Annotated in this window: 16 protein-coding genes; 10 read left to right on the top strand and 6 right to left on the bottom strand. The window is 37.7% G+C overall.

Features of this window, described 5'->3' with window-relative positions; all coding sequences use genetic code 11:
- The 4 genes from recD to CH377_RS10225 form a co-directional block, all read right to left on the bottom strand.
- A complete protein-coding gene (gene recD / locus CH377_RS10245) occupies positions 1–1,788 on the bottom strand; it encodes an exodeoxyribonuclease V subunit alpha (RefSeq protein WP_100723712.1) in 1,788 nt (595 codons plus the stop codon).
- The gene (locus CH377_RS10240; RefSeq protein WP_100723711.1) at positions 1,785–5,444 is read right to left on the bottom strand and encodes a UvrD-helicase domain-containing protein; all 3,660 of its coding nucleotides are present in this window, start codon (positions 5,442–5,444) and stop codon (positions 1,785–1,787) included. Before CH377_RS10240 ends, recD begins: the two co-directional genes overlap by 4 nt.
- The gene (locus tag CH377_RS10235) at positions 5,431–8,832 is read right to left on the bottom strand and encodes an exodeoxyribonuclease V subunit gamma (protein ID WP_100723710.1); all 3,402 of its coding nucleotides are present in this window, start codon (positions 8,830–8,832) and stop codon (positions 5,431–5,433) included. The genes CH377_RS10240 and CH377_RS10235 overlap by 14 nt, the downstream gene beginning before the upstream one ends.
- Positions 8,833–9,230: 398 nt before the next feature.
- Entirely contained in the window at positions 9,231–9,623 is a 393-nt protein-coding gene (locus CH377_RS10225) for a hypothetical protein (protein WP_100723708.1), read from the bottom strand.
- A gap of 491 nt (positions 9,624–10,114) precedes the next feature.
- Between CH377_RS10225 and CH377_RS10220 the strand changes: the two genes are divergently transcribed.
- The 10 genes from CH377_RS10220 to CH377_RS10175 all read left to right on the top strand — a co-directional run bounded on the left by CH377_RS10220 (position 10,115) and on the right by CH377_RS10175 (position 21,831).
- On the top strand, positions 10,115–10,627 hold the full coding sequence (locus CH377_RS10220; RefSeq protein ID WP_100723707.1) for an LB099 family protein: 513 nt from the start codon (positions 10,115–10,117) through the stop codon (positions 10,625–10,627).
- 181 nt (positions 10,628–10,808) lie between these two features.
- Positions 10,809–12,239: a polysaccharide deacetylase family protein gene (locus CH377_RS10215; protein WP_100723706.1), complete on the top strand. Its 1,431-nt coding sequence runs from the start codon at positions 10,809–10,811 to the stop codon at positions 12,237–12,239.
- 131 nt (positions 12,240–12,370) lie between these two features.
- Positions 12,371–14,167, top strand: a complete 1,797-nt coding sequence (locus tag CH377_RS10210) for a diguanylate cyclase (protein ID WP_100723705.1) — start codon at positions 12,371–12,373, stop codon at positions 14,165–14,167.
- 101 nt (positions 14,168–14,268) lie between these two features.
- The gene (locus CH377_RS10205) at positions 14,269–16,203 is read left to right on the top strand and encodes an AMP-dependent synthetase/ligase (RefSeq protein ID WP_100723704.1); all 1,935 of its coding nucleotides are present in this window, start codon (positions 14,269–14,271) and stop codon (positions 16,201–16,203) included.
- A gap of 58 nt (positions 16,204–16,261) precedes the next feature.
- Positions 16,262–16,654 (top strand): DoxX family protein, encoded by a 393-nt coding sequence (locus CH377_RS10200; RefSeq protein ID WP_207797613.1) that lies wholly within the window; start codon positions 16,262–16,264, stop codon positions 16,652–16,654.
- Between the two features lie 93 nt (positions 16,655–16,747).
- Positions 16,748–18,010 carry a porin gene (locus tag CH377_RS10195; protein ID WP_100723702.1) on the top strand — a complete coding sequence of 421 codons (1,263 nt, stop codon included), beginning with the start codon at positions 16,748–16,750 and terminating at the stop codon, positions 18,008–18,010.
- Positions 18,011–18,147: 137 nt separating this feature from the next.
- A complete protein-coding gene (locus tag CH377_RS10190; protein ID WP_100723701.1) occupies positions 18,148–18,945 on the top strand; it encodes a UDP-2,3-diacylglucosamine diphosphatase in 798 nt (265 codons plus the stop codon).
- A gap of 94 nt (positions 18,946–19,039) precedes the next feature.
- Positions 19,040–20,608 (top strand): FMN-binding glutamate synthase family protein, encoded by a 1,569-nt coding sequence (locus CH377_RS10185; RefSeq protein ID WP_100723700.1) that lies wholly within the window; start codon positions 19,040–19,042, stop codon positions 20,606–20,608.
- A 53-nt stretch (positions 20,609–20,661) separates the two neighbouring features.
- Positions 20,662–21,381: a hypothetical protein gene (locus CH377_RS10180; RefSeq protein ID WP_100723699.1), complete on the top strand. Its 720-nt coding sequence runs from the start codon at positions 20,662–20,664 to the stop codon at positions 21,379–21,381.
- Between the two features lie 21 nt (positions 21,382–21,402).
- Positions 21,403–21,831: an acyl-CoA thioesterase gene (locus CH377_RS10175; RefSeq protein WP_100723698.1), complete on the top strand. Its 429-nt coding sequence runs from the start codon at positions 21,403–21,405 to the stop codon at positions 21,829–21,831.
- A 66-nt stretch (positions 21,832–21,897) separates the two neighbouring features.
- On the opposite strand, the gene CH377_RS10170 is transcribed toward CH377_RS10175, so the two are convergent.
- Positions 21,898–22,341 carry a DUF1801 domain-containing protein gene (locus CH377_RS10170; RefSeq protein WP_100723697.1) on the bottom strand — a complete coding sequence of 148 codons (444 nt, stop codon included), beginning with the start codon at positions 22,339–22,341 and terminating at the stop codon, positions 21,898–21,900.
- Positions 22,342–22,440: 99 nt separating this feature from the next.
- Positions 22,441–23,307 (bottom strand): AraC family transcriptional regulator, encoded by an 867-nt coding sequence (locus CH377_RS10165; protein WP_243402032.1) that lies wholly within the window; start codon positions 23,305–23,307, stop codon positions 22,441–22,443.
- Between the last annotated feature and the right edge of the window lie 7 nt (positions 23,308–23,314).

The following is a 23,314-nucleotide window of genomic DNA, read 5'->3' as shown; positions in this document are numbered from 1 at the left end:
CTAAACTAGTTTAAAACCTGTTAATCTTTCAAAACGGTTTCGGAGAGAATATTCTAGAAGTTTTCCTTCCGAAACCAGAAATGCGGAACGTTTTGCTCTAGTGATCGCAGTATATAAAATTTCCTTTTTGAAAAGTTCCAAGGAAACTTCTTCCGTATTTAGATCCGCTGGATCCGGAGGATATATAATAAAAATAGAATCATATTCTGAACCTTGGGATTTGTGGACTGTTATTGCAAACGCAGGTTCATGAGGAGGAAGAGTATCCAAAGCGAAGTCTCTGATCTCTCCTTCTATAAAAAATAATGCCCTTAATTCGCTTCCTCCATTCGGAGTTTGGATTTCTAAAACAAGACCTGTGTCTCCATTATAAACTCCTCTCACTCTATCGTTTTTTGTAATGAGTATAGGGAGTCCTGAAAAATAAGTTTTGGTCCCAATTTGGACTAAGTTTCCTTTTTTATGATGTAAAATAAGTTCCGTTAATTCTTTATTGATGTATTCACTTCCGAAAATCCCATTCCTAAGAATTGTAAGTATCTTAAATCGATTTAAGTCCTTGTTTAAATATTCTTTTAGTTCCTGAGGAGAATTCGGATTGGGAAGTTTAGAAAAAATAGGTAAAATCCTATCTTCTGCAGTTCTTTTTAAAAATTCCTTCCATTCTTTTTTATAATTTAATGTGATCTGATAAAAACCCTTTAGATCTTCCTTTGTAGAACTTGGAAAAATTGTATCTAACTGTATAGTTTTAGGAAGATTCTCTTGGAATTCAGACAAAGAAACATTCTCTCTTACACAAAGTTCTGCCGCTTTAGAAATAGAAGAAAATTCCTCTTCTTGTCTATGGCTTATTCTCAATTCTATTAGATTTTCAGAATTTAGTTTCTTTAAAGACTTAACTAGGTCGGATAAAACTGCTCCGGCTTCCACACTAGGTAACTGATTTGGGTCGCCTAAAAGTATAAATCTGAAATTTTCCGTTTCGAAAGGTAAGGCTTCTATCAATCTGTACATCATATGCAGATCCACCATAGATACCTCGTCCAAGATAATAACTCGATGGGGGAGTGGAAAATTTTTGCCGTATTTATAATTCCTTTTTCTAGGATTATATTCTAAAAGTCTATGTAATGTGGAAGTTGGGATTTCAAAAATAGAATCATCCAATTCATTTTTCGTGCGAAGATTCGAGATCGTATTTTCTAAGGATTCTTTTAGTCTTTGAGCTGCTCTTCCAGTAGGTGCCGCAAGTCCGATCTGTTTTTGATTATAACCCAATCGTAAGAGTCCACGGATCACATTGGCCACTACAGTGGTTTTTCCCGTACCTGGTCCACCGGTTAGAACAAAAAATCGATATCTAAGTGCTTTTTCTAAGGCTTCTTTTTGTTCTCCTTCTCCACAAAGTATATATTCTTTATTCCCTCTTTTAATCGATAGTGGGTTGGAAGAAATGAGTTCTTTTAAAACTTCTTGTACTTTTTCGGGTTTAGTCGTGACAGCGGTTTTGAGTAGGGTTTCAAAACCTTTCTCAACTGTGGTTAATTGATTAAATACTTTAGAAAAATATAATAAATTGTCCCTTTTTTTGAATAGTATTTCCGAAATCTCATCTTTTCCAGAGAATGGGATCGCCAGATTTCCTGTTTTGGATGCTTGGATTAAGGATAAGTTCCACGAGAATAACACCTCGTAAGGGATTTCCTTTACATAAGTCGAAAATTCCTTAGTAAGAAATCCTGCATATTCTTGATCTAAAATTGTTTCGAGGGATTCTTCTTTCATTCTTTTTCCGCCGAAATTCTGTTTTTCAGATCCAAGGTTTCTTTTATTTTTTCCTTAGAAACTTTCACGAATTCAATATCTATATCTTGGTAAAAAATCCCTCTTCCTGGCTTGTTCGGATCTGTTCCTCGCAGAAATACGAAATACATTCCGCCTAAAAGTTTAGGATCGTATTCTTTTCCATATTTAAATCTCAACCAATCATCCAGAACTACGGAATAGATTGCCATCTGCAAAGAATAAGATTCCTGAATTTTTTCTTTCAAATGAGATTCCGAATAAGGATCTTCTCCGAAATTGGAAGAAAGAAGGTTGGACTTCCAATCTAAGATCCAATATTTATCTTCGGAACGGAATATTAGATCTAGGGTTCCTTTTAATAAGTCGGAAGTACCGGTTTGTTCGGGGATTTTTAAAAAGAAATCCACCTCATGTTTTCTTTCAGATATAGAAATTTCTGAAAGTGATGTCTTTTCTTTCGAATGAGACAGTGGAGTTCTAAGAGTATTCCAAAACAATTCGGAGATTTTTTTGGCAAATAGTTCCAATTGTTCGAAGCTATTTCCGTATCCGTAAGATTTTAAAATATTAATATACGATTTTAAGATGTTTTCAGGGATTTGTTTTGCAGATTTTGCATTTTTATAAATATTAAAATCTTCCGTTTCCAGAAGTTGGTGAAGTAAATTCCCCATTTTATTGGAAGAAGGGAGTTCTTCTTCTTTAGATTCCTCAGGTGTCTCGTCTGTTTTGAATGTTTTTGTTTCAGAGACCTGGAATCCTAATCCTTCCGAAATAAAAAATGAATCCAAGGAAGAATAACTTTCTAAGAAAATTTTTCTTTTTTCCGCTTTGTCGGGCCAAATTTCTACGGAACGTAAAATTTCAGATCCTTCTTCTTTTATTGGAATAGTTGTTAATCCGGTAATTGTTTTGTGATCTCTAATCCATTCCTGCACATATTCTCCATCTTCATTCTCCCAGAATTTTGCCACGGAAGAATCTTTCGGAAATTCAGAAACAGCTGCATGGAATGATTTTCGGAATAATTCCAAAGGACGTTTTGGGTCAGGTTCTGCGAGTAACGGAAAATAAAATTTGTACATTGCCCGAGTCAAGGCTACGTAATAAAGTCTTTTGTCTTCGTTGATCGTGTTGAAGACTGAAATTTCCTCTTTATTATTTTCCAGATCTATAATACGTTTTTCATCTTCCCTATATTCCGAGAATTTTTTTCTTTGTGTGCCCCATCCTGAAAATCCTCCGAATAAAAATACAACCGGAAATTCTAATCCTTTACAAGAATGAATGGTGAAAATTTTGACCCTGTCTTCTTCCGAATCCTTTTCTAAATAATCCTTTTCATCTTCTTTAGAAACCATCTTGGATTCTAAATAGGTGATTAACTCTCCTAAGGTTTGGTCCGATTTGGATGCTTTTTCAGTTAAGAAGAAAAATATTTGTTTGAAGTTTGTAATCTTTCTTTCCCAGTCCTGCCTAGATTCTTCAGTGAGGGGAGAAGCCAATTTACTTTCAGTTAAGATAGATCCGAATAAACCGGGGAAATCTTTTTTACGAGAGAATTTCCTCCAGGTTTCTAAAAGTCTTTTTTCTCCGGACTCGATCGGGTATTCTTCGTAATTTTGCAGATTTTCAGGACGAACACAGAATAGATCGGATATTAGCAATTTATAAAATGAATCCCTGCTTCCTTCTTCATTTAAACATCGAAGGATCTCCCTGACTCGGATTGCCTCAGATGATCCGAATAGACCGGTTTGTTTAGGATAAGTATGAGGGATTCCTCTTGTCTTAAATTGCCTTTTTAAAAATTCGGAATCGTTTTCTCCTCGGACTAAAACTGAAATATCCGACCAGCTCAACTTTTCAGGAGAAGAACTTCCTTCTTTTTTAATATAGATCTCGGACTTTTCGGAAACCAGATGAAGTATCTCTTCCGCTAAAAACCGGGAATATTGGTCCTTTAATCGATCTGCATTACTTTCTTTAGAGAGAGAGAATACATTTAAAGCGGCACGATTACTTTTATCTGAATATAAAATCGCCTTTCCTGGAATTTCAGGAGATTTTACATTCACGTATTCTATCGGTAAAAACCCAGTTTCTCCAATCGGAAACCATTCTCCTTTCTTACTTCCGAAAATGGAATTATAAGAAGAAATGAGTTCAGGTAAAGATCTACGATTTGTGTCTAGCTCCGGATAAACGATAGAAGAATCCGCAAATTTCCCGTCGGTATCGAATTCTCTCTTTGCAGATAGATAAGTCCCTAAATCCGCTCCTCTAAAACCGTAGATAGACTGCTTTGCATCTCCGATCAAAAAAAGTTTCCCTTCCGTTTCGGAGATATTGGATTTTTCTAAGAACAATATTCTGAAAATATTATATTGATCCGGATCGGTGTCTTGAAATTCGTCTATAATCCCGAATCGAAAACGTTTTCTTAATTCAGAGACTAATGCCGGATTTTTTTCCAAGGAATTAGAAAGTCCTAAGATCATATCACCATAGGTAATCGAGTTTTCTTCCTCTTTGATCTTAACCGAATCTTCTGCGATATCTTCTGCTAGGGAAATTAAGAAAGAAAAAAGAGAAGATTCTAAAACACTTAGATTTAGAGCAAGTTTACGGATTTTTTCTCTTTCTAATGTATAAGAGAGATATCCTGATTCACCTGTTACTGTTTTTAATTCTTCGTCGGAAAGAAGAATGGATTCTATCCCGGAACTTTCGCCTCTTTTTAGATCCAAGATCTTTTTGAGGGCGAGTGTAAAAGGGAAAGGAGAAAATGGTTCGGAAGAATCGATCAGATCTTTTAAAGAATCCCGAAATTCAATCTGTCGAGCGGAAAGTGCTTTGTACTTATTCGCGTTGATCTTCTTTTTAAAAGAATCCTGAAATTCTAAAAATTTAGGAAGAACGGACTGTATTTCCAAAAATACATTTTTAATAGAACTGATCTCCGGAAATTTTTGAGGCCGGGGAAGTAGTTGGATCGAATCTGGAGAAGAAACCTTCTTCACCGCAAGACTGGATACAAAATTCTCCCAAGTAGTTCCTTGGAATCCATCATTATAAAAACGATTTGCCTGGGAGAGTATGAAGGGCAAAAGTTCTTTAGGATACTTTCCGTTGAACTCGTTACGCATTCTTCGATACAGCGCCTTAGAAACGGCGGAAAACTCTTCTACAAGTTCCGAATTTTCGGAACTACCTGATTCCAGAGAATATTCTTTTATGATCTTATGTGCAAATCCGTGAATCGTGGAAATATAAGCCTGGTCTAAACGAGAAGCCTGGTTCAAAAAATAATCCAGTTCTTTGGATTCTTCTTCATTTGGAGATTCTATTTTCTCTAATTTGAGGATAGTATTTTTTAGCTCTGCTCGGATTCTACCTTTTAGTTCTGATGCCGCCTTATCTGTATAAGTAAGTACTAATATAGATTCTATTCCGAAAGGAGATTTATCTGAACCCAAAGAAGTCCTAAAAGAATCTTTTAATATTTTCAAAACTAAAAATACGATTGTATGGGTTTTTCCTGTTCCGGCGGAAGCACCTATAAAACCGTTTTTTGTAATATCAATTTGGTCTGCAAAAGAATTGCTTACCGATTCCAGTTTACCTTTCTGCATAAAAAACCTTCTCCAACGGATGATAGAGTTTTAGGCAGAGATAAAAATCTTTTTCATTTATGTAGTTTTGGGAGTAGGGCAAAAGCCGGATGATCTCATCCAAATAAATTTCAGGATCATACTGAACTGACTCTTGTGCCCAGATTTTATATTCTTTCGAATATAAATCTAATTCTTTAGGATCGTTTAGATCGATTTCCGTTCTATCAGGAAAATCTTCCCAGATCCCGGGAGAAACTAAAGAGATGGATTTATTATAAAATTCCTGCACCAGATCGGAGAGGAATTTTTTGCGATATATTTCTTCTCCTTCTCGATTCATATTCAGTATGGTTGGTTTGTCCCCATATCCGAATATTACGGTTACAGATCTTGGGGTAGTTTTAGAAGGAATCTGATCCAATAAAGATTGGATCAAAAATGGTTCGATTAAGTTCTTTAACTTTTTCTTAGAATTCGGATATACCAAAATAAGAGTAAGTGAATCGTCTGGTTCTTTTTTTAGGAAAACATCTTCTTTTAAACCGTTTATACTAATTCTACGTCCATTCGAAATTTCTAATGGAATGACCGGCAAAGAGAGCAAGTTCCCTTTTTTAGGAGATACTCCGAACGTAAAACCGGATAAAATTTCCGAATCTGAAAGTATTTCGGAAACTGCTTCCGAAATTTTTCCTACCTTTTCTGATTTAGTTAAAAATTCCGTATCCCCGTAAATTCCCCTTGGGATATTTCCTCTCTTTTCCCAGATCGAAAAAAGCCCGTCCAAAGAATTCCGGAGTTCTTTTTCAGTCTTTTTCATAGAATAAGACCATAACTCTTTCATAAATTTGAAATTATCAGAAATACGGAAAGGTTCCTCTGTTGCAGTTTCGGATTCTGAAATTTCTTCCGAATATAATCCGAACCTTCTTTGCAAATGATAAGAAAGAGGGGACTTCGCAAATCGGACCAGATCATTCCAATCTATAGTTTCCGGATCTGGAATTTCCTTTTTTGCGGAAGGACTGTCCTGAAAATTCCCGAGAACCGTTTTACGATAATATTCCTTATCTTCTTCTTTTCCATAGAGAAGAGAAGAAGAAAGATCGAAACTTTTACGGAACTTCTCTGAAAACTTTGCTGAAGCAGATTCTTTTTGGATAAAGTATTCTTTGCTATGTTTGTTTAAAGGGATTTTGATCCTGACAGAAGTTTCCGTAGCTAATATATTCTCTTTCAAGGCTTGTTCTAGTAAAAGTAAGGAAGAAGAAGGGGCAATACTTTCATCTTTTGTAATATCTTCCGCAACGAATGATAGAATCAGACTTTGTTCTGCGGAGAGTACTGTTTCATATAATAGAGATTGGTTTAAACCTCTCACATTTATATCTCCCTCTCTGGGAGCAAAATGTCTTAGATTGAATGCGGACGTATCGTCTGTTCCGGGGAATAAACCTTCTCCCAATCCTAAAATGTATACATGTCGGAATGGGATCGGGCGCATCGGCTGCAAAGAAGATACGGTGATTCCTCCTGTTAAATATTGACCTTTTCGAACCTGGATCTCGCCTCCGGTTTGTTTGAAAAATGCCTCTAAAAATTTAAGCCTATCTTTAAAATTTTTAGGATCCCAACCCACAGATCGCAATTCATATAATGAATCTATAATATTTTGCTCTAATTCCACTTCGGTCGGATCGGAAGAAGGAGATGAAAATAATTCTCTTAGTAGACCGGACAGTGAATCTAAAATTTTTTCTCCCGAGGTTTTCTGATCTGAGACCAGAGTGGAAAATTCTTCCAATAAGAAAGATACTCGTTTCCATATCCCTATCCAAACGGATATAGAAGAACCTGATCCGGAGTCAAAAGGTGAGACAGGAAGATCTTCCTCTTCTTCCGCAGACAGTATGTTTCCTGCTGCTAATCGTAAAAAACCTTTCCTGAATGAAAACGCAAGTGGCTGATCTTCAGCTAAAGAATCGTCTTGGTATAATTCCAAGTCTTCGGAAAATTTTGCCCATTCTTCTACCCAGGATGGTTCTAGTTCCCATCTGAATTGGAAGCATGGGTTTCTTAGTAATTTGAAAATATCTGCTCTGGATCTTTCTTTCGAGAGTAATGTAAATAAAGAAAGTATTCCGCTTATATAGGCACTTGTCTCTGAGGCTAGAACATCTCGTATACTATAGGGGAGTGTCTTTATAGAATTGCCGGACTTCTCCGTAAGTTTTGCTTGGATCCCCCCTTCAAATACGAACTCTAAGGCTGGTCTGTATTCGGAAAGATCGGAACAAAATATCCCAAAATCGGTTAATTTGGTTTCTTTAGATTCTGATAAGATAGAGAGAATATGATGGAATATTGCTTCTACTTCTCGGACTTTTCCAGGTGCTTCTAAAATTTGCAAACTTTCGTCCGGAAGAAGTCGAGATGAAGTTTTATATTCTGATCGTCCAAGATATTCTTTGAACTCTGATAAAACTGTCTTCGTTTGTTTTTCTTTTTTATCAGAATATAAAAATTCTGCTCCGGAGATTTCCCAAGATCTTTTTAAGGAACGAAATGAGTTCGCCCAGTTCCTACAGATCTGATTTCTTTCCGTTCCAGTTACAGGTTCTCCATCTGGAACTCCGAATTGAAAAACTTCTAAATGAATTTCAGGGAGAAGGTTTTGAAAAATAGAAATATAGGTACTTGAAAGTTGAGACAACGCGAATAGATACACATTCTTTGGAGAATGTTTTTTTGCCTTGGACTCAAAGCCGAGATTTCGCATTGAATATTGGATTAAAGTTTCTTTAGAAGGATCAGAATTTGTAAGATAAGAATAAAGTTCTTTCTGAAAGAAAAAAATTTCCGACTGGGTGGCGACTTCTTCCCAGATATCTTCTCCCGGCAATCTTAGAAGTGAATATTTATCACCTAACCAATTTCGGATCCAGTCCTGTCTGTGAAGTTCGTAATCCTTAAAATATTTTGCCAAACGTCCTGACAGATCCAAGAGCCTTACAGGATCTGGAGTTTTTCTTCCGGAAGGCAAAAGATAATTTTTAAGGATTGGATACTTTTGTAGAAATTCCTGATCTCGGAGCAAGGTCTCGTAGATTTGGAATTTTCTGGACTCTCCTTGGAGGAATGGCCTGGATTTTGGATCGATCTCAGGAGAAAATTTTTCGAGAAGTAATTCTTCTAAAAACTTTTCCAAGAACAAAAATCTAATATTGAATACCACGCCGAACCTCTGGACAAGATCCAGGTTCAACCAAGTCTCCATACTCTTGTTCGGGATGATTACCGTCGGAGAATATAATCCTTCCTGCCTCGAGATTTCGTCTCTCAAGGATCCGGATAATGCTTCGGATAAATCCGCAAGATTGTCGGAACTATGTACTCGTATGCTCATCTTCGATCGGTTCTACCAAAAATTCAGAAATTACGGACCGGTAAAACAAAGTTTTGGTCCGAGAGGGGAGCTCTTATAGGCATATAAATCGCCAATTGGAACTATTTCATCTAATGAGACATAATGCTGATTATCGGAAGTTGGGGAAGTGGATGCTGATTTTACGCCATTGCAGCCATGCACTCATTCTCGGAGGCTTTGCGAACCTTCGCCCTTGCGTCGGCAGAATGTCTAGGATTTTGTAGTCACTTCGACAAACCTCTTTCCGGGGTCCTTCGCGTTGTCATGTTGATGTTATACAGAAGTCTTGATCAATATGAAGAAGATCAAATTCAATTGTATACAATAGAGATTGTGCAGTATACCAAAAAGGCTTCTGTGACAGCTTGTAGAAGTGCCTAGTTGGAGAATAATACGGACTTACATTTTTCTCCCAAAAGATTTTTGTTCTCTTGGAGGCAACGAATAACAGCTGTTCCTCGATTGGAGCAGTACTTCTCCTTATCTTCTTTACATGCTTCCATTCTAAGTTTTGCTTTCTCCCTGACCTCCTGTAGTAATTCTCTACAGTCTTCGGTAAGATTTTCCTCATTCTTCTTCAAGCAAGATAGAACATCTCCTTTGGGACTTTCCTTACAGTATTTTTCTTTGTCAGCGCGACATTGGTCTACATGATGTGGGTGATTCGGTCCTTCTTCATGAGAGCTAACGGAAAAATTGAATAAGTAAAAAAGGCACAAATAAGCCGTAACTACTCTAATTCTGCCTTTATTTGAAGTTTTGAATAACATGATGACTAACCTTAATTGAGACCCTAACCATTTTTGCTGGTTTCTTTTTTTCTGAAAGATAGAATTCTATCTGAAGCGAAAAACCAAAGTCTAATAGATGTTAGAAAGAAGAAGGAGGTAACGGTTACTATTCGTCGTAACTGAGACAGAAAAACGTAAATGTTTCAGACTTCGATTAATAATAATGAATCGTACACAGACTTTCTATCATGTGATATTTCTGTATGAGTACGAGGTCATGCTAACGGCTTCCTGTAGTCCTTAGAGGGACAAACTTTGGAAGAGCGTTTGAGTCTCTGCGTTGCTTAGTATACTTTAAAGGAGGTTTTGCGAATCTCTTCTGCATAGCCCGACCAGACGAAGAAGCTTTTTGTTTTTTCCTACCGTAATTTGAAAAAGAGTTTCGGTATTGGTCCAGGTAAGGAACACTATCCACCGACTAAAAAATAAAATAACACCTGACGGTGCATTAGAAATCGCAAGGCAAGGACATGGATTACGAAAAGGAAAAAAAGAAACTCCTCTCTGCGAAAACGCCAGAGCAGTACATTGAATTTTCCATTAAATCAAGACTAGAAGGACCTAAGAAATCCAGTATTACCACAGAATGGTTAAATAAATCCGGTTATACAATAGATGACATAAAATATGCAAGGAATAGGCATCCTTTTTGGAGAGAGAAAAGAAACAAAGGCTCTTACGAAAGAAACAGTCGTCGTCTAGAATACCATAACTATTATAAGACGGACGAGAAGATCGTTTGGGACGATGCCAAACTTTCCAAGTTTTACGACCTGAATCAGGAAGGAAATGCGGATCATGAGTTGGCTAGACTTTTCAAAACTTCCATTCCTGCTGTGAATCATATTCGCAGAAAGTTCCGTTTTTCCACCATTCTACTGGAGCTGGAAAAAAAGAAACCTAACAAGGCTGCAGTTATCAAACTAAGCGGTCATTCAGAGTCTGTTCTGAAACGTTTGATTAAGGAAAAAGGAAAAAGATAAACTTCCTGCCCGTCGATCTTTCTGAAAGACGGGCCTTGTCAATAAATTTCAATAGAAAACTTCCTAAAAGTCCTACCTCAAGACAAGATCCCAGATCCATTTTATAAACTTTTACTATACTTCATATTTTAGTAAAAAGTTGCGCGTCATGTGCCAGAGAGAATCTTGGAACTGATCGTCCATGTATAAACAAATCAGCCGTATTTCCATTCTATTTGTTCTTAGTATCTTCACTTCTTCCTTACTTTCTGCGGGACCTGTTCATGAATTTTTAAGTTCAGACGGTAAATCCAAAAAGAACCAAGAGGAAGAAGAAGCTCCAAGACCTTCCGCTCCTAAAAGAGAAATTCCTAGATCGGAAGAAACTTCTTCGCCTTCTCCTAAAATAGAAGCGAAGGTTAAAAAAGAGAAAGAGGAATCTGTGGCTTCTGCGGAACCTTCTTCCCGTAAATCTAAACGTCTAGAACGTAGGAAAAAAGGAAAAACCAAGGTTTCTAAAAAGGAAAAGCAGGATATTAAAGAGAAGGAAAAAGAGACAACTTCTAAGAAGTACGAAAATTCTCTTCCTGGAGTTTCAGGACTTCCTCCAAAAACGGAGTACGATACTAAAAACCAAAGTTCAAATGCCGAATTAGGCCATGGAAAAGGGATCCCAGTTTTATGTTATCATCACTTGGTTGGAAACCAAGATCCGATGGGTGGATATAATTTAGATCCTAGCCTTTTGGAAGAACAATTTAAGTATCTCAAGTCTCTAGGCTACCAAACCATTAGCCTGGACCAATTCTACCAATACCAACAAGGAAAGGCTGGTTCTGACTTCCCTACCCGCCCAGTTCTTTTAACATTTGATGATGGCTCTTTGACTCATAGAGATGTGCTCGTTCCTCTGCTCAAAAAATATGGAATGAGAGCTTCTGTTTTTATTTACCCGACTGTGATCTCCAATCCTAGATATAAATTTTATCTAAGCTGGGCCCAATTGAAAGAGGCTTTGGACAGTGGAGTTTTAGATATAGGTTCTCATACAGTATACCATCCTAAATTACCTGCAATGTCTAGAGCCGAGATTAGGAGCCAACTCAAGGATTCTAAAGCAACTCTTGAAGCTAAGACCGGCAGAAAGATCCAAGACCTCGCTTATCCATTCGGATTATTCGACGTACGAGTGATAGAAGAAGCAAAGGCTGCTGGTTATAGAATGGCATTCACAGTAAACCCTGGGAAGAATGTTCCGGGAACTTACGCTTATACAATCCATAGATCCTTGGTGACATGGGGAATGTCTCAATCTAGGTTCAATTCTATTCTAAGTGCTTCTCCGCCTGTTAAGATCAAATTGGGAGTTCTGGATGGTTCTTGGGTCAAACCTGGAGATACTTTTCCCGTTATAGTAGAAGGTCTAGACCCTAAGTCGGTGGCAATCAAGATCAGCGGAAAAGAAGGTATTATTCAAAGAAAGTCGGATACGGAATATATCATTAGAATTCCTGAATTCAAAAAGACTACTTATCCTGCTATGACTGTGATTGGCAAAACCACTTCCGGGAAGAGAAGTGAAACTCAATTTTTATTCGTAAATAGAAAAGAGTTTAAAAAAGATCCCGACTAAATATTACTTTCTGAGAAATTTTTAGGTTTCCGGAAGTTCTAAAGTTATATTTTATCTAGAAGAACCGTCAAAATCGTATCGTTTCCGCGAAAGTTTTTTGACATCTCTAGGTAGGTAAGAATATTTTCGGTATGCCAAAAGATTCCGAGACATTCGAAAAAATCGAAATATCCAGAACTCGGAATCGCCTTTCCCTTGTTTTATGGACGGCGTTGCTTTCTCTCGCCCTCCCCTATTCTTACTTTGCGGATCCTATACCGGAACAGGGTCCTGTACTTCGTTTAGATTCTCATTCTGCAGGTAAAATCCCGCTTAGAGCAGAAATCTCCTATTTCAAGGACACAGAAGGAACCCTTACCTGGGAAGATATCTCCGCTACAGATTCCGAAGTTGAGTTCAAAAAGAATACGGATAGAATGCCAAACTTCGGTTATGATCCTTCTCCTTATTGGCTTAAATTCTCTGTAGAAGCCGAAGAATCCCTTTCAGAAGAGCGTTTTCTTACCTTAGAATATCCTCATATAGATTATGTTGATGTGTATTGGAAAGACTCTAAAGGGAGAGAAGGTGAATTCCATACTGGAGACATGCTCCCATTTAAGGAAAGACCTATCGTTGAGAGATACTTTGTATTTCCTTTAACCTTAGAAGACAAGGGAAAGATAGAAGTGTTTATCCGAGTTAAGACGGAAGGATCTCTCACTCTTCCTCTTCATTTGGTTACTAAATCTAATCTGGAACATTCCTCTAGGATCTCATTACTCATTGATGGTATCTATTTTGGTGCCCTGGGAGTGATGGTATTCTATAATTTCTTCCTGTTTTTGGGCATTCGAGAAAAAACATATATATATTATGTAATTCTAATTTTTGCAGTGACCTACTTTTTGGTGATGAGTTCCGGATTCGGTTATTGGTTCTTGTTCCCAAATTCTCCTAAATTTGTGAATTCTTCCTTTATCATGGCGACTTGTCTCGCAATGATATTTTTGGGCCTATTTGCAGAGGAATATCTACAGACTAGGGATACGTATCCGGTCCTTCATATATTCATTCGAGGACTGACAATTATTTGGGGGCTCGTGGCCATTCTCCCCGCATTTGTATCTTTAAGATACTTAATGCCCCTTACATCGATCCTTCCTATTCCGGAAATATTGATACTGATGATCATCTCTTTAGTTCAAAGCGTTCGAAGGGATAGAAAGGCCAGAATTTTCTTAAGTGCATGGATGTTCAGTTTAATTGGAGTATTCATATTTTCACTAAATCGACTGGGTCTTTTTGATTCAGAAGAGATAGCCTCCGGAATGCTGAAAATTGGCGTTTTGAGTAACGTTATTCTTCTTTCCTTGGGACTTGTAGATAGAATCAATACCTTCCAAAAGGAAAAAGAGGAATATAAGGAAAGAGCAGACAAACTATTTGAACTTTCTCTAATGGATCCTCTTACCGGAGTGGCAAACAGAAGGTTTTTTGACCAAGAATTAGAAAGAGAATGGAACCGTTCTGTCAGAACTGAAAGACCACTTTCCCTCTTAATGATAGATGTGGACTTTTTCAAGGCGTATAACGATACCTATGGTCACTTAAAAGGGGATCAGGTACTTTTCCAAGTAGCCCAATCATTGAAAGAATGTTTAAACCGCTCTTCCGATATGATCGCTAGATATGGAGGAGAGGAATTTTCAGTTATTCTTCCTGACACACCTGTCGAAGGTGCTATAGTAGTTGCCTTAAACATGTTACAGACAGTCGAAGATATGGGGATACCTCATTCAGAGAGCACCTTCACAAGGGTCACCGTTTCTATAGGTGTATCCAGCAATACTGATCGTGATATCCATTCTTACCAAGAATTGTTGGGATTAGCGGATAAAAACCTATACGATTCCAAGGCATTCGGTCGAAATCATATACGTCATTGACCCTTTCTTAAACAATTGTTCGAGAAAGACATTCGGGAAAATCATGAAAATTTAATTTTTCCTGGACCCTCGGCCTAGTCGGGATTAAAATCGGTCCCCGCATGGAACCTCTCAAACTCCCCTTTCTAAATTCTCAGACATTATATTGGACTTTAAAGTCTGCTACAGATACTTTTAAAGAGCATCCTGCTCAATTTTTTAAACCGGATGGTAAAACTTATAAATCCATAAACTTTAAAGAGTTAGGAAATATAGTTACTAGGATAGGTTTGGGTCTTGTATCTATTGGAGTTAAAAAAGGAGAGAATGTAGGTTTGATCGCTGATTCCGGGCATCGTTGGATTTGGGCGAGTATGGGGATTACAAATATCGGAAGTGTAGATGTACCTAGAGGAACCGACTCTACTCTTGAAGATCTGATTTATATCTTAAACCATTCAAAGGCAGAAGTTTGTTTTGCAGGAAATTCAGAAGTGGTCCGTAAAATCAGTTCTGCTTCCTCTTCATTTCCTCATTTAAAAACAGTCATTCTATTCGAATCTTCTCATCATCCCGAACAAAGACATCCATTCAAACTTTTGCATTTAGATGATCTAATTTCTTTAGGAGACAGATGGATCCAAGAAAAAGGAGAATTAGAGTTTCATTCCAGAGGAGAATCCATCCAAGAGTCTGATCTTGCTACTATCGTTTACACTTCCGGGACTACTGGTCGTCCAAAAGGAGTGATGCTAACTCATAGAAACATAGTGTTTAACGTAAACATGTCTTTGGCATTGGATGATGTTCGTATTACTCCAGAAGATAGGACCATGGCTTATCTTCCTCCTTGGCATATTGCAGAAAGGCTTATCGAGACTGCATGTGTTCGAGCAGGAGCCTCAGAAGCGTTCACTTCTATTTCAAGTTTGGGTCAGGATCTGCAGGATATCAAACCTACTTTCCTACTTTCTGTGCCTAGAGTTTGGGAAAGTTTTTACAATAAGGTCCAGGACAAACTGAAAGACGCCTCTCCCGTTGCTAAATTAATCTTCAAAAGTTTTCAATCCGTAGCAAATTCTTATTATAAATATAAGAGTAGACTTTTAGGTCTTGAGTTTGCGTTAAAACCTAGATCATTCTTCGGAGAAGTTTTTCATAGAATAAGCGGGCTATTCGGAACATTCTTCTGGTTCGTGCCGAATATATTGGCTCAATTAGTATTTTCTAAAATACGAAAAAGTTTGGGCGGAAAATTGAAATTTGCGATTTCAGGAGCTGGAGCACTTCCTGAATACATAGATAGATTTTTTAATTCTATAGGGATCCCTATCTTAGAAGGATACGGAATGACTGAAACAAGCGGAGCTTCTACAAGAAGAAGGCTCAATAAGATCACAGTTGGAACTCTAGGAAAATGTATCCCCGGAGTAGAGATCAAGATCTTAGATGAGAAGGGAGAAGAAATCCACGAACCTGGAGTGAAAGGGATCGCTTGGCATAAGGGCGGCCATATCATGCAGGGATACTATTTGGATCCTGAAAAAACTGCAGAGACTATGAAGGACGGCTGGTTAAATTCAGGGGACCTTCTTCTTTGGACCTCTCAAGGAGAATTAAAATACGCAGGAAGGGCCAAGGACACAATCGTACTTTTAGGCGGAGAAAATTTAGAGCCAGAGCCGATCGAATTCGCTCTCACTCAAAGTGAGTTGATCCTACAGGCAATGATAGTGGGACATGACCAAAAAACGTTAAGTGCTCTTTTAGTCCCGGATTGGGAAGTTCTGGATAAACAGCTACGAGACTGGAAATCCAAATTATTACAAGAAATTGCCGACCCAAATTCTGATCCAGACGTCAGAGAATTGTTCAAAAAAGAAATTAAAGAGAGAGTTTCCTCTAAAAACGGTTTTAAAAATTTCGAAAAAGTATCTAATTTTTACCTCCTTCCTAAGAAATTCGAACCTGGAGACGAGTTGACCATGACTATGAAGGTAAAAAGGAACGTTGTCTCGGATAAATATAAGAACCAAATAAATGAATTATTCAGATAAATCCGAATTCGGCGTAACGAATCTAAGAAAAGATCGAATCCAAGATAAAGGAGATTTTATGCCGGTTTTGACCCAAACAGTAAAGAATCGATTGTCCACGATACTTTCCGTTTTTTCGGCTCTTGTATTTTTGCAGACCTTATTTTTTAAATTCACAGGACAGGACGAGTCCGTACATATCTTTTCCACCTTAGGAATAGAACCTTGGGGAAGGATCGGAACTGGTTCAGTCGAATTTTTTGTAGCAGCACTTTTGATCTTCCCAGCGTCCAGGTTCGTAGGAGCCTTAGTTGGCTTCGGACTAATGATTGGAGCAGTATTATCCCACCTCTTATTTTTAGGGATAGTAGTAGATGATGACGGAGGTTTATTATTTGCAATGGCAGTGAGTGTACTTGTCTCCTGCATCATTATACTAAATCTAGAATGGGACCATCGACCTCCTACCTAGTTCCAGAATTTTCAAAAATTCTTTCACATTCTTATCTTTAAAAAAGGAACGATTACTCTAAACCTAGGTTCCAATTTTGAAGATAAGAAAAATATGAAAGTCCGATATCCATTTTTTACACTTCTATTTTTTCTGTTTTCCCAGTCCATAAATGCCGAATCCATAAAGTTAGTCAAAAAGAAGAAAGCCAGGCAAAGACAAACGGAAACCTCCGAAAAAAATCCAAATTCTCAGCAAGAACTACAAGAACATATCCTGACTACTATGGGATTCGGAAAAGGACTCTCTTTCGAAACCTCGGATAAACAAAATTTCCTAAATATGAGGGTTCGTTTCCAAGAAAGAGCTACTGAAACGATTCGGCAAGAAGAAGGAGAAAAACAAACCGAAGGTTTAGAATTCCAAGCCAGAAGAGCAAGGCTTGTTTTTTCGGGGAATTTTTTAGGCAAAGACTGGCAATATTATGTTCAATTATCTTTTTCTAATCTAGATATGGAAGAAGACAGGCCTGTCCCATTAAGAGATGCTTCTATATCTTATACAAAATTTAATAACGCAAATATTAAACTGGGGCAAATGAAAGTGCCCTATAATCGTCAAAGATTCATTTCGGACGGTTTGCAAGAATTTGTGGATAGAACAGTTTCAAATGAAGAATTGAATCTGGACAGAGATGTTGGGGTTTTGGTCTCTTCTTCCAATCTATTTGGATGGAATTGTTTAGGATATTCGGCGGGAGTTTTTGGGGGAGAAGGAAGAAATAGAAGTTCCAATACAAGCGGAGTACTGACTGCAGGAAAACTTACCTATTATCCTTTAGGAGTTTTTTCTGATAACGGAGAACCGGATCTGGAACATTCTGCAAAACCGAAACTTGCTCTCTCTGCGGCAGGTGCAAATAACCAAAATACAAATCGTGAACTTTCTACTCATGGAGACACTTATCAATTTGCAAGATTCGATTATACGAATGCCGGAGCAGAGTTTTTATTCCAATGGAAAGGCCTTTCAGCTTCCGGAGAATATCTGACTAGAAAGGCAAACTCCCCTTTTATGGAAAAAGAGATCGGGAACCGAACCCTAACGGAATATTCCAGATCCGTAAAGGGAGGATTCTTCCAACTAGGTTATCTTTTTAAGAATAATCTAGGAGTGGCGCTTAGATATTCAGAATATAGACCTTGGGGAAAAACAGATCCAAAACTTACTTATTCGAGAGAAAGAGGCGTTGCGGTTTCCTATTATCTCAAAGATCATAATTTGAAAATACAAGCCGATTACGCATATTTGGAAGGGGGATATGTGGATAGTTTAGGCTCTCATAGGATCCGAGCCCAGATACAGGTATTTTTATAAAGGACCAGGAAAAGTTTTTGGAAAAAATGTAATCGTTTTTTCATCTCAGAATATTTTTAGAAAGGCCATCCGAGTCTCGAATCCGTTGACAATCTTGCAGGATTTCATCTTATGGAAGTAAGGTATCGTTCTACTAGATGAAATTTCGAAGAGGAAGACTTTACGACGCGTTTTTCATTTCGGACATCCATTATCTTCTGAATAAGAAGATAAAATCCCATAAGCACAAAGAGCTCTTCCAATTACTGGATCATCTGAACAAAAAAGAAGTAAAATTCGATAATCTGTACCTTGTAGGGGACATTATCGAAAACTGGTTTTTCAGCGCGGACAGAAGATTACAAAGAGTAAAAGGCAAAAAAAGATTTAATAAACTATTTGAACGTTTGGATAGACTCTCTTCCGGGAACGGTAAAAAATATTATATCGTCGGGAATCACGACACTACTTCTTACCTGATGAGGCTTACCCCTAAGGTAGAACATTATCTGGTCGAAAGAGGTTGGATTATCTGCGAAAAGGCGGAAAATGAAACTCTTATAGCAATCCACGGACACCAAGGGCAGTACAATAAATTTACCTGGATGGGCTCCATTCTTGTCTTAAGAATTCTTCATGTGTTCGCATCTGCACTCCCCGCATTATTCAAATTTTCCGAAAACTTCTATCATAAACATCTAAATAGGCAAGATCCAAGCACTGTAGAAGAGACATTACATTATTACCAAAAACTTTCCAAGCTTACCCACCAAGATAAGAAGGTTTTGATCTCAGGTCACACACACGATTTTTTATGTATCCCTAAAATGAATATAATCAATACCGGAGACTGGGTGAAGAGTAATAGTTTCGTAATCCAGGATGGTAAAAAATTTTCCGGAATTCGGATGACTGCCAGAAAAGAATTCAAAAAAGAATTCGTCTTACATGTTTGATTGTTTTCGGATATTGTCGCATCACTTAAAGCTTCGAATCTAAATCCATAAAAACTAATTTGCAATTTCTTGCCTGTCGGCTATACTTCGGCGCATGTCCGAAGAACTATTGATAGAATATCTAAACCTGATAGATGAACACGCTTGGCTTTTCTGGTCGGGAGTTGTTTTTCTTTTTTTATTCTGCGTTTTTATCCACGATATATTCCAGAAAAAGCATACGATCAAGCATAACTTCCCTATTGTTGGTCATATCAGATATCTATTCGAAAAAATAGGTCCGGAACTCAGACAATATTGGGTGGCAAACGATAAGGAGGAGATGCCTTTTAATAGGGCGGAAAGATCCTGGGTTTACGCCACAGCAAAGATGCAAAATAATAATTTCGGTTTTGGAACCACCGAATTATTATACGATGCGGGTTACCCTATCATCAAACATTCCGCCTTCCCTTTCTCGGATAGCAAGGCAAAGTTTATAGAAGGTGACAGTTCTATGATCCCTTCTCTCAAAGTAATGGGAGAATTCAGAAACAGAAAAAAATTATATAGACCTGCATCGGTTGTAAACATCTCTGCAATGTCTTATGGATCTTTAGGAGAAAGAGCTGTCTCTTCGTTAGACAAGGGAGCAAAGATCGCACGTTGTTATCATAATACGGGAGAAGGTGGACTTTCTCCTTATCATAACTTCGGTGCAGACGTTGTGTGGCAATTAGGTACAGGATATTTCGGTGCAAGAGATGAAAATGGGAAATTCTCCTTAGATCATTTCCTAAAACGTTTGGACGCAAATCCAAACGTAAGGGCTATAGAGATCAAACTTTCTCAGGGTGCAAAACCTGGAAAAGGAGGGATCTTACCTGGAGCAAAAGTCACCAAAGAGATCGCTGAGATCAGAGGGATCAAACCAGGACAGGATTGTATTTCTCCTAATGCGCATTCCGAATTTGACGATGTAAAAAGCCTGATAGACTTTATAGAAAAATTAGCATCCGCTTCGGGACTCCCGATAGGGATCAAAAGTGCAGTGGGAGAATCTAAATTTTGGGAGGAACTTGCGAGTAGAATGAAGGAAACAGGCCAAGGTCCTGACTTCATCACAATCGACGGAGGAGAAGGAGGAACGGGAGCGGCACCATTAACTTTTACCGATCACGTTTCCCTTCCTTTTAAGGTAGGGTTTGCTAGAGTATATAAGATTTTTCAAAAGTACGAGATCGCTGACAGAGTTGTCTGGATTGGTAGCGGAAAATTAGGTTTTCCAGATAGGGCCATAGTTGCATTCGCGATGGGTTGTGATCTCATCCATGTGGCAAGAGAGGCTATGATGTCTATCGGTTGTATTCAAGCCCAAAAATGTCATACCGGCCATTGCCCTGCAGGAGTAGCCACTCAGAGTAAATGGTTACAAGCAGGTTTGGATGTGGAATTAAAAGCAAAACGTGCAGCAAACTATATCAAAGGGTTTAGAAAAGAATTATTATCCGTCGCTCACGCATGTGGGTATGAACATCCTCTTCAATTCACTGGGAACGATATAGAGATCGGCGCGGGTCAAAATAGATTCAGGACCCTGACTGAAGTTTTAGAATACGAAAGAACTCCTATAAAATTCACCACTATGATGGATTATACGAGTAATATCACTGCACTCGGTTAGTTTTTAAATCGCTTGCATTAGGTCGGGTCTCTGTAAATATTTGCGGGACCCGAATGAAACTGATCTTATCTTTTTTTCAAAATTTCTGGAACTTTCTTCGCTCTCCTAAGGAAGAACTTCAAAAAAAAGCGATCTTCCCCGGATATCCGATCTTATTTGTTAAAACTTCCATCCCGATCTTGATCGGATATTTTTTCGCACATCTTTCTTTCAAGGCGCTAGGACTACAGTATGTTTTCCTTGGTGGCTCCATTCTAAATATGCTGACCAGAGTTATCCTGCCCGATTTGTTCTTCGGGACTTTGTATGCATTACTCTTTACTATAATTTTTCTATGCGCAGGGACAGGAATACTTTGGGCAATTTCCAGGATTTTTTCATACCCTTTCGATACAAATAGAGGTTTAGAATTAAGTTCTAAATTAGCACATTCATTTTTGATCTTGGGACTTCTGATTTTCTTAGGGTTTACGGGAATTTTCGGGTCTATTGTATATTTAATATTTTTTATATACTTTTCCTTCTTGGTCATTCTATCTCTATTTTATGGGATAGGAGCAGGGCAAAGAATCAGTATCATTTCAGGTTTAATTATAGGCTTGATCTCATATGGTATTTTTTTCTTAAAAGATGATACACAAATGGACAATCTTACTATTCCTACCCAGCCCGAAACAATGACTCCGGAAGAAGAAAGAGAGAAAATACAGGAAGCGGAAGATATAATCCAAAAATTAGAAGCAGCTCGTAAAGAAAAAGGCTATAACAACTAGCATATTCAAAAAGGATAAATAATGGCAAGAGTTCAACTGGATCTGCCCGAAAAACTGGCTTGGTCCACCAGCTTAAATATCAGGATTTACGATACAAATTTTGCAGCACATTTGGCTCATGATAAAGTGGTTTCTCTTTTACATGAATCCAGAGCGAGATTATTCAAAGAGAAAGGATTTTCTGAACTAGATGTAAACGGCTACGGGATCATCCTAACCGATCTAGTAGTAGAATATAAGGCAGAGGCTTTTTTCGGAGATCAAGTCCGAGTAGAGATTGGAGCCGGAGATTTTAGTGCAAAAGGTTGTGATCTATATTATAGAATGATCCATACGGATGGACCTATCAACGGCAAAATCGTATGTAACGCAAAAACAGGATTGGTGTTCATGGATTATTCGACTAGAACAGTTAGTAATATACCGGAAATTTTTAAATCCTGGTTTTAAAGGACAGATTAAAGAAAAATATATTTTTCTAATGAACTGCTCGACTGATAGCAATGTGCCGATTTGTTAATTTGGTTTTTTCTTTTTGTCCGAATGGTAAGTCAGCGCGAAAGAGATACATTGTTTTAATTCTTTTTCGGGGAGTTTAGAACTTTCAGAAAATATAATACTTCTATTTCCTTCAAAATGGAATGTTTTAGGGTATAATTTTCTGAATCTTGCGATCAGATCCGTTTGGCAATGAAAGAACATCGCATATTCGTTCGAATCCCCTTTTAAGACATCTATACGGATCGTAGTCCCACTTTTGGATTCAGGAGTGGTATAACTGGGTTGTCCCCATTTTAAGACTTCTTCTATCCTACCTACTTCTTGGATCTCTTTCGCGGTTTCAAATATAAGTTCTCTCAAACGGAATAATTTTTCTCGGACCGAGGGAGAATATTCTGAGAATGTTTCCGCCACATCCGAATTATTGAATTTTTGTAACTGATTCTTTTTCTGAGCCATAAGTTCTGTTTATTTCTTTGCTGTAGGAGTTCCTACAGAGGAATATTACTACCTTATTATGTAGGAATTTCAATATCCGATCTTGACCTTTTGTGCTTTTTATCGAATTGAAATATAAATTTCAGAAACAGGATTTTGAGGATCCCAAAATCTTTCGTCAAAAACCTCAAAATCATCTTCTGATCCTCTTTCATATTCACTATTCGCAAGCCAGGTGCCATAAATATATTTCCAGGCATTCAGTAGCTTTTCAGTAGTATTTCCAGGAACGGTGAATAACATATATTTGGAGGCGGTTAAGATTTGTTTTGTAAAACCAGAAGGAACCGAGACTTCAGGGTTTACTTCTGCACCTACGAAAAAATCAAAATTCTCTTCTAAGTCCCAATTTGAATAAACGCCTTGGACTTTTTTTAGATCTGTTCTTTCAGGTATCTGATCAAATAACCCTTCTTGAAAGGACTCTGTCCAGATCCTGGGAATATCTTGAGTACTTTGTTCCTTTTGCATTGTAGTTCTATGTTTTTTGCCTATGAGGACTACTCTATTTCGGACCACAGTTTTGAATTCAATTCCGGTCCCGTCATAAATTGTTTTGAATTTATCTTCATTAATATTAATTTTTTCAAATATAAGATGATGTTCTATCTTTCTGTATTCGGAAGGAGTTGTGCCGAAATCTTTTTTGAATTCTCTTAGGAAAGTTTCAGGCGTTTCGTATCCAAATTCAAAAGCAATATCTATAACCTTTGATTTTGTTAGGATCAGCTTTTGTGCCGCTTCCGAAAGTCTTCTTTTTCGGATATATGAATACACAGAATATCCGGTCATATATCTGAATATTCTCTGGAAATGCCAAAGAGAACTGAACGAATTCTCCGAGACATCCTTTACGGAGATATTGTTCTTAAGATTTTTTTCTATGAAGCTCAGAGCAGAATCTATTTTGTCGTAGTGGTTTATCATAGTTAGA

Origin of the sequence: Leptospira haakeii (genome assembly GCF_002812045.1) — a bacterium.
Lineage (GTDB): Bacteria > Spirochaetota > Leptospiria > Leptospirales > Leptospiraceae > Leptospira_B > Leptospira_B haakeii.
Note: the sequence above shows the minus strand (reverse complement) of the source record. Positions and strands in the feature narration are given on the sequence as shown.

Coding starts and splice junctions, on each gene's coding strand:
- recD (WP_100723712.1), bottom strand. CDS start 1,788: ATGAAAGAAGAATCCCTCGAAACAATTTTAGATCAAGAATATGCAGGA.
- CH377_RS10240 (WP_100723711.1), bottom strand. CDS start 5,444: ATGCAGAAAGGTAAACTGGAATCGGTAAGCAATTCTTTTGCAGACCAA.
- CH377_RS10235 (WP_100723710.1), bottom strand. CDS start 8,832: ATGAGCATACGAGTACATAGTTCCGACAATCTTGCGGATTTATCCGAA.
- CH377_RS10225 (WP_100723708.1), bottom strand. CDS start 9,623: ATGTTATTCAAAACTTCAAATAAAGGCAGAATTAGAGTAGTTACGGCT.
- CH377_RS10220 (WP_100723707.1), top strand. CDS start 10,115: ATGGATTACGAAAAGGAAAAAAAGAAACTCCTCTCTGCGAAAACGCCA.
- CH377_RS10215 (WP_100723706.1), top strand. CDS start 10,809: ATGTATAAACAAATCAGCCGTATTTCCATTCTATTTGTTCTTAGTATC.
- CH377_RS10210 (WP_100723705.1), top strand. CDS start 12,371: ATGCCAAAAGATTCCGAGACATTCGAAAAAATCGAAATATCCAGAACT.
- CH377_RS10205 (WP_100723704.1), top strand. CDS start 14,269: ATGGAACCTCTCAAACTCCCCTTTCTAAATTCTCAGACATTATATTGG.
- CH377_RS10200 (WP_207797613.1), top strand. CDS start 16,262: ATGCCGGTTTTGACCCAAACAGTAAAGAATCGATTGTCCACGATACTT.
- CH377_RS10195 (WP_100723702.1), top strand. CDS start 16,748: ATGAAAGTCCGATATCCATTTTTTACACTTCTATTTTTTCTGTTTTCC.
- CH377_RS10190 (WP_100723701.1), top strand. CDS start 18,148: ATGAAATTTCGAAGAGGAAGACTTTACGACGCGTTTTTCATTTCGGAC.
- CH377_RS10185 (WP_100723700.1), top strand. CDS start 19,040: ATGTCCGAAGAACTATTGATAGAATATCTAAACCTGATAGATGAACAC.
- CH377_RS10180 (WP_100723699.1), top strand. CDS start 20,662: ATGAAACTGATCTTATCTTTTTTTCAAAATTTCTGGAACTTTCTTCGC.
- CH377_RS10175 (WP_100723698.1), top strand. CDS start 21,403: ATGGCAAGAGTTCAACTGGATCTGCCCGAAAAACTGGCTTGGTCCACC.
- CH377_RS10170 (WP_100723697.1), bottom strand. CDS start 22,341: ATGGCTCAGAAAAAGAATCAGTTACAAAAATTCAATAATTCGGATGTG.
- CH377_RS10165 (WP_243402032.1), bottom strand. CDS start 23,307: ATGATAAACCACTACGACAAAATAGATTCTGCTCTGAGCTTCATAGAA.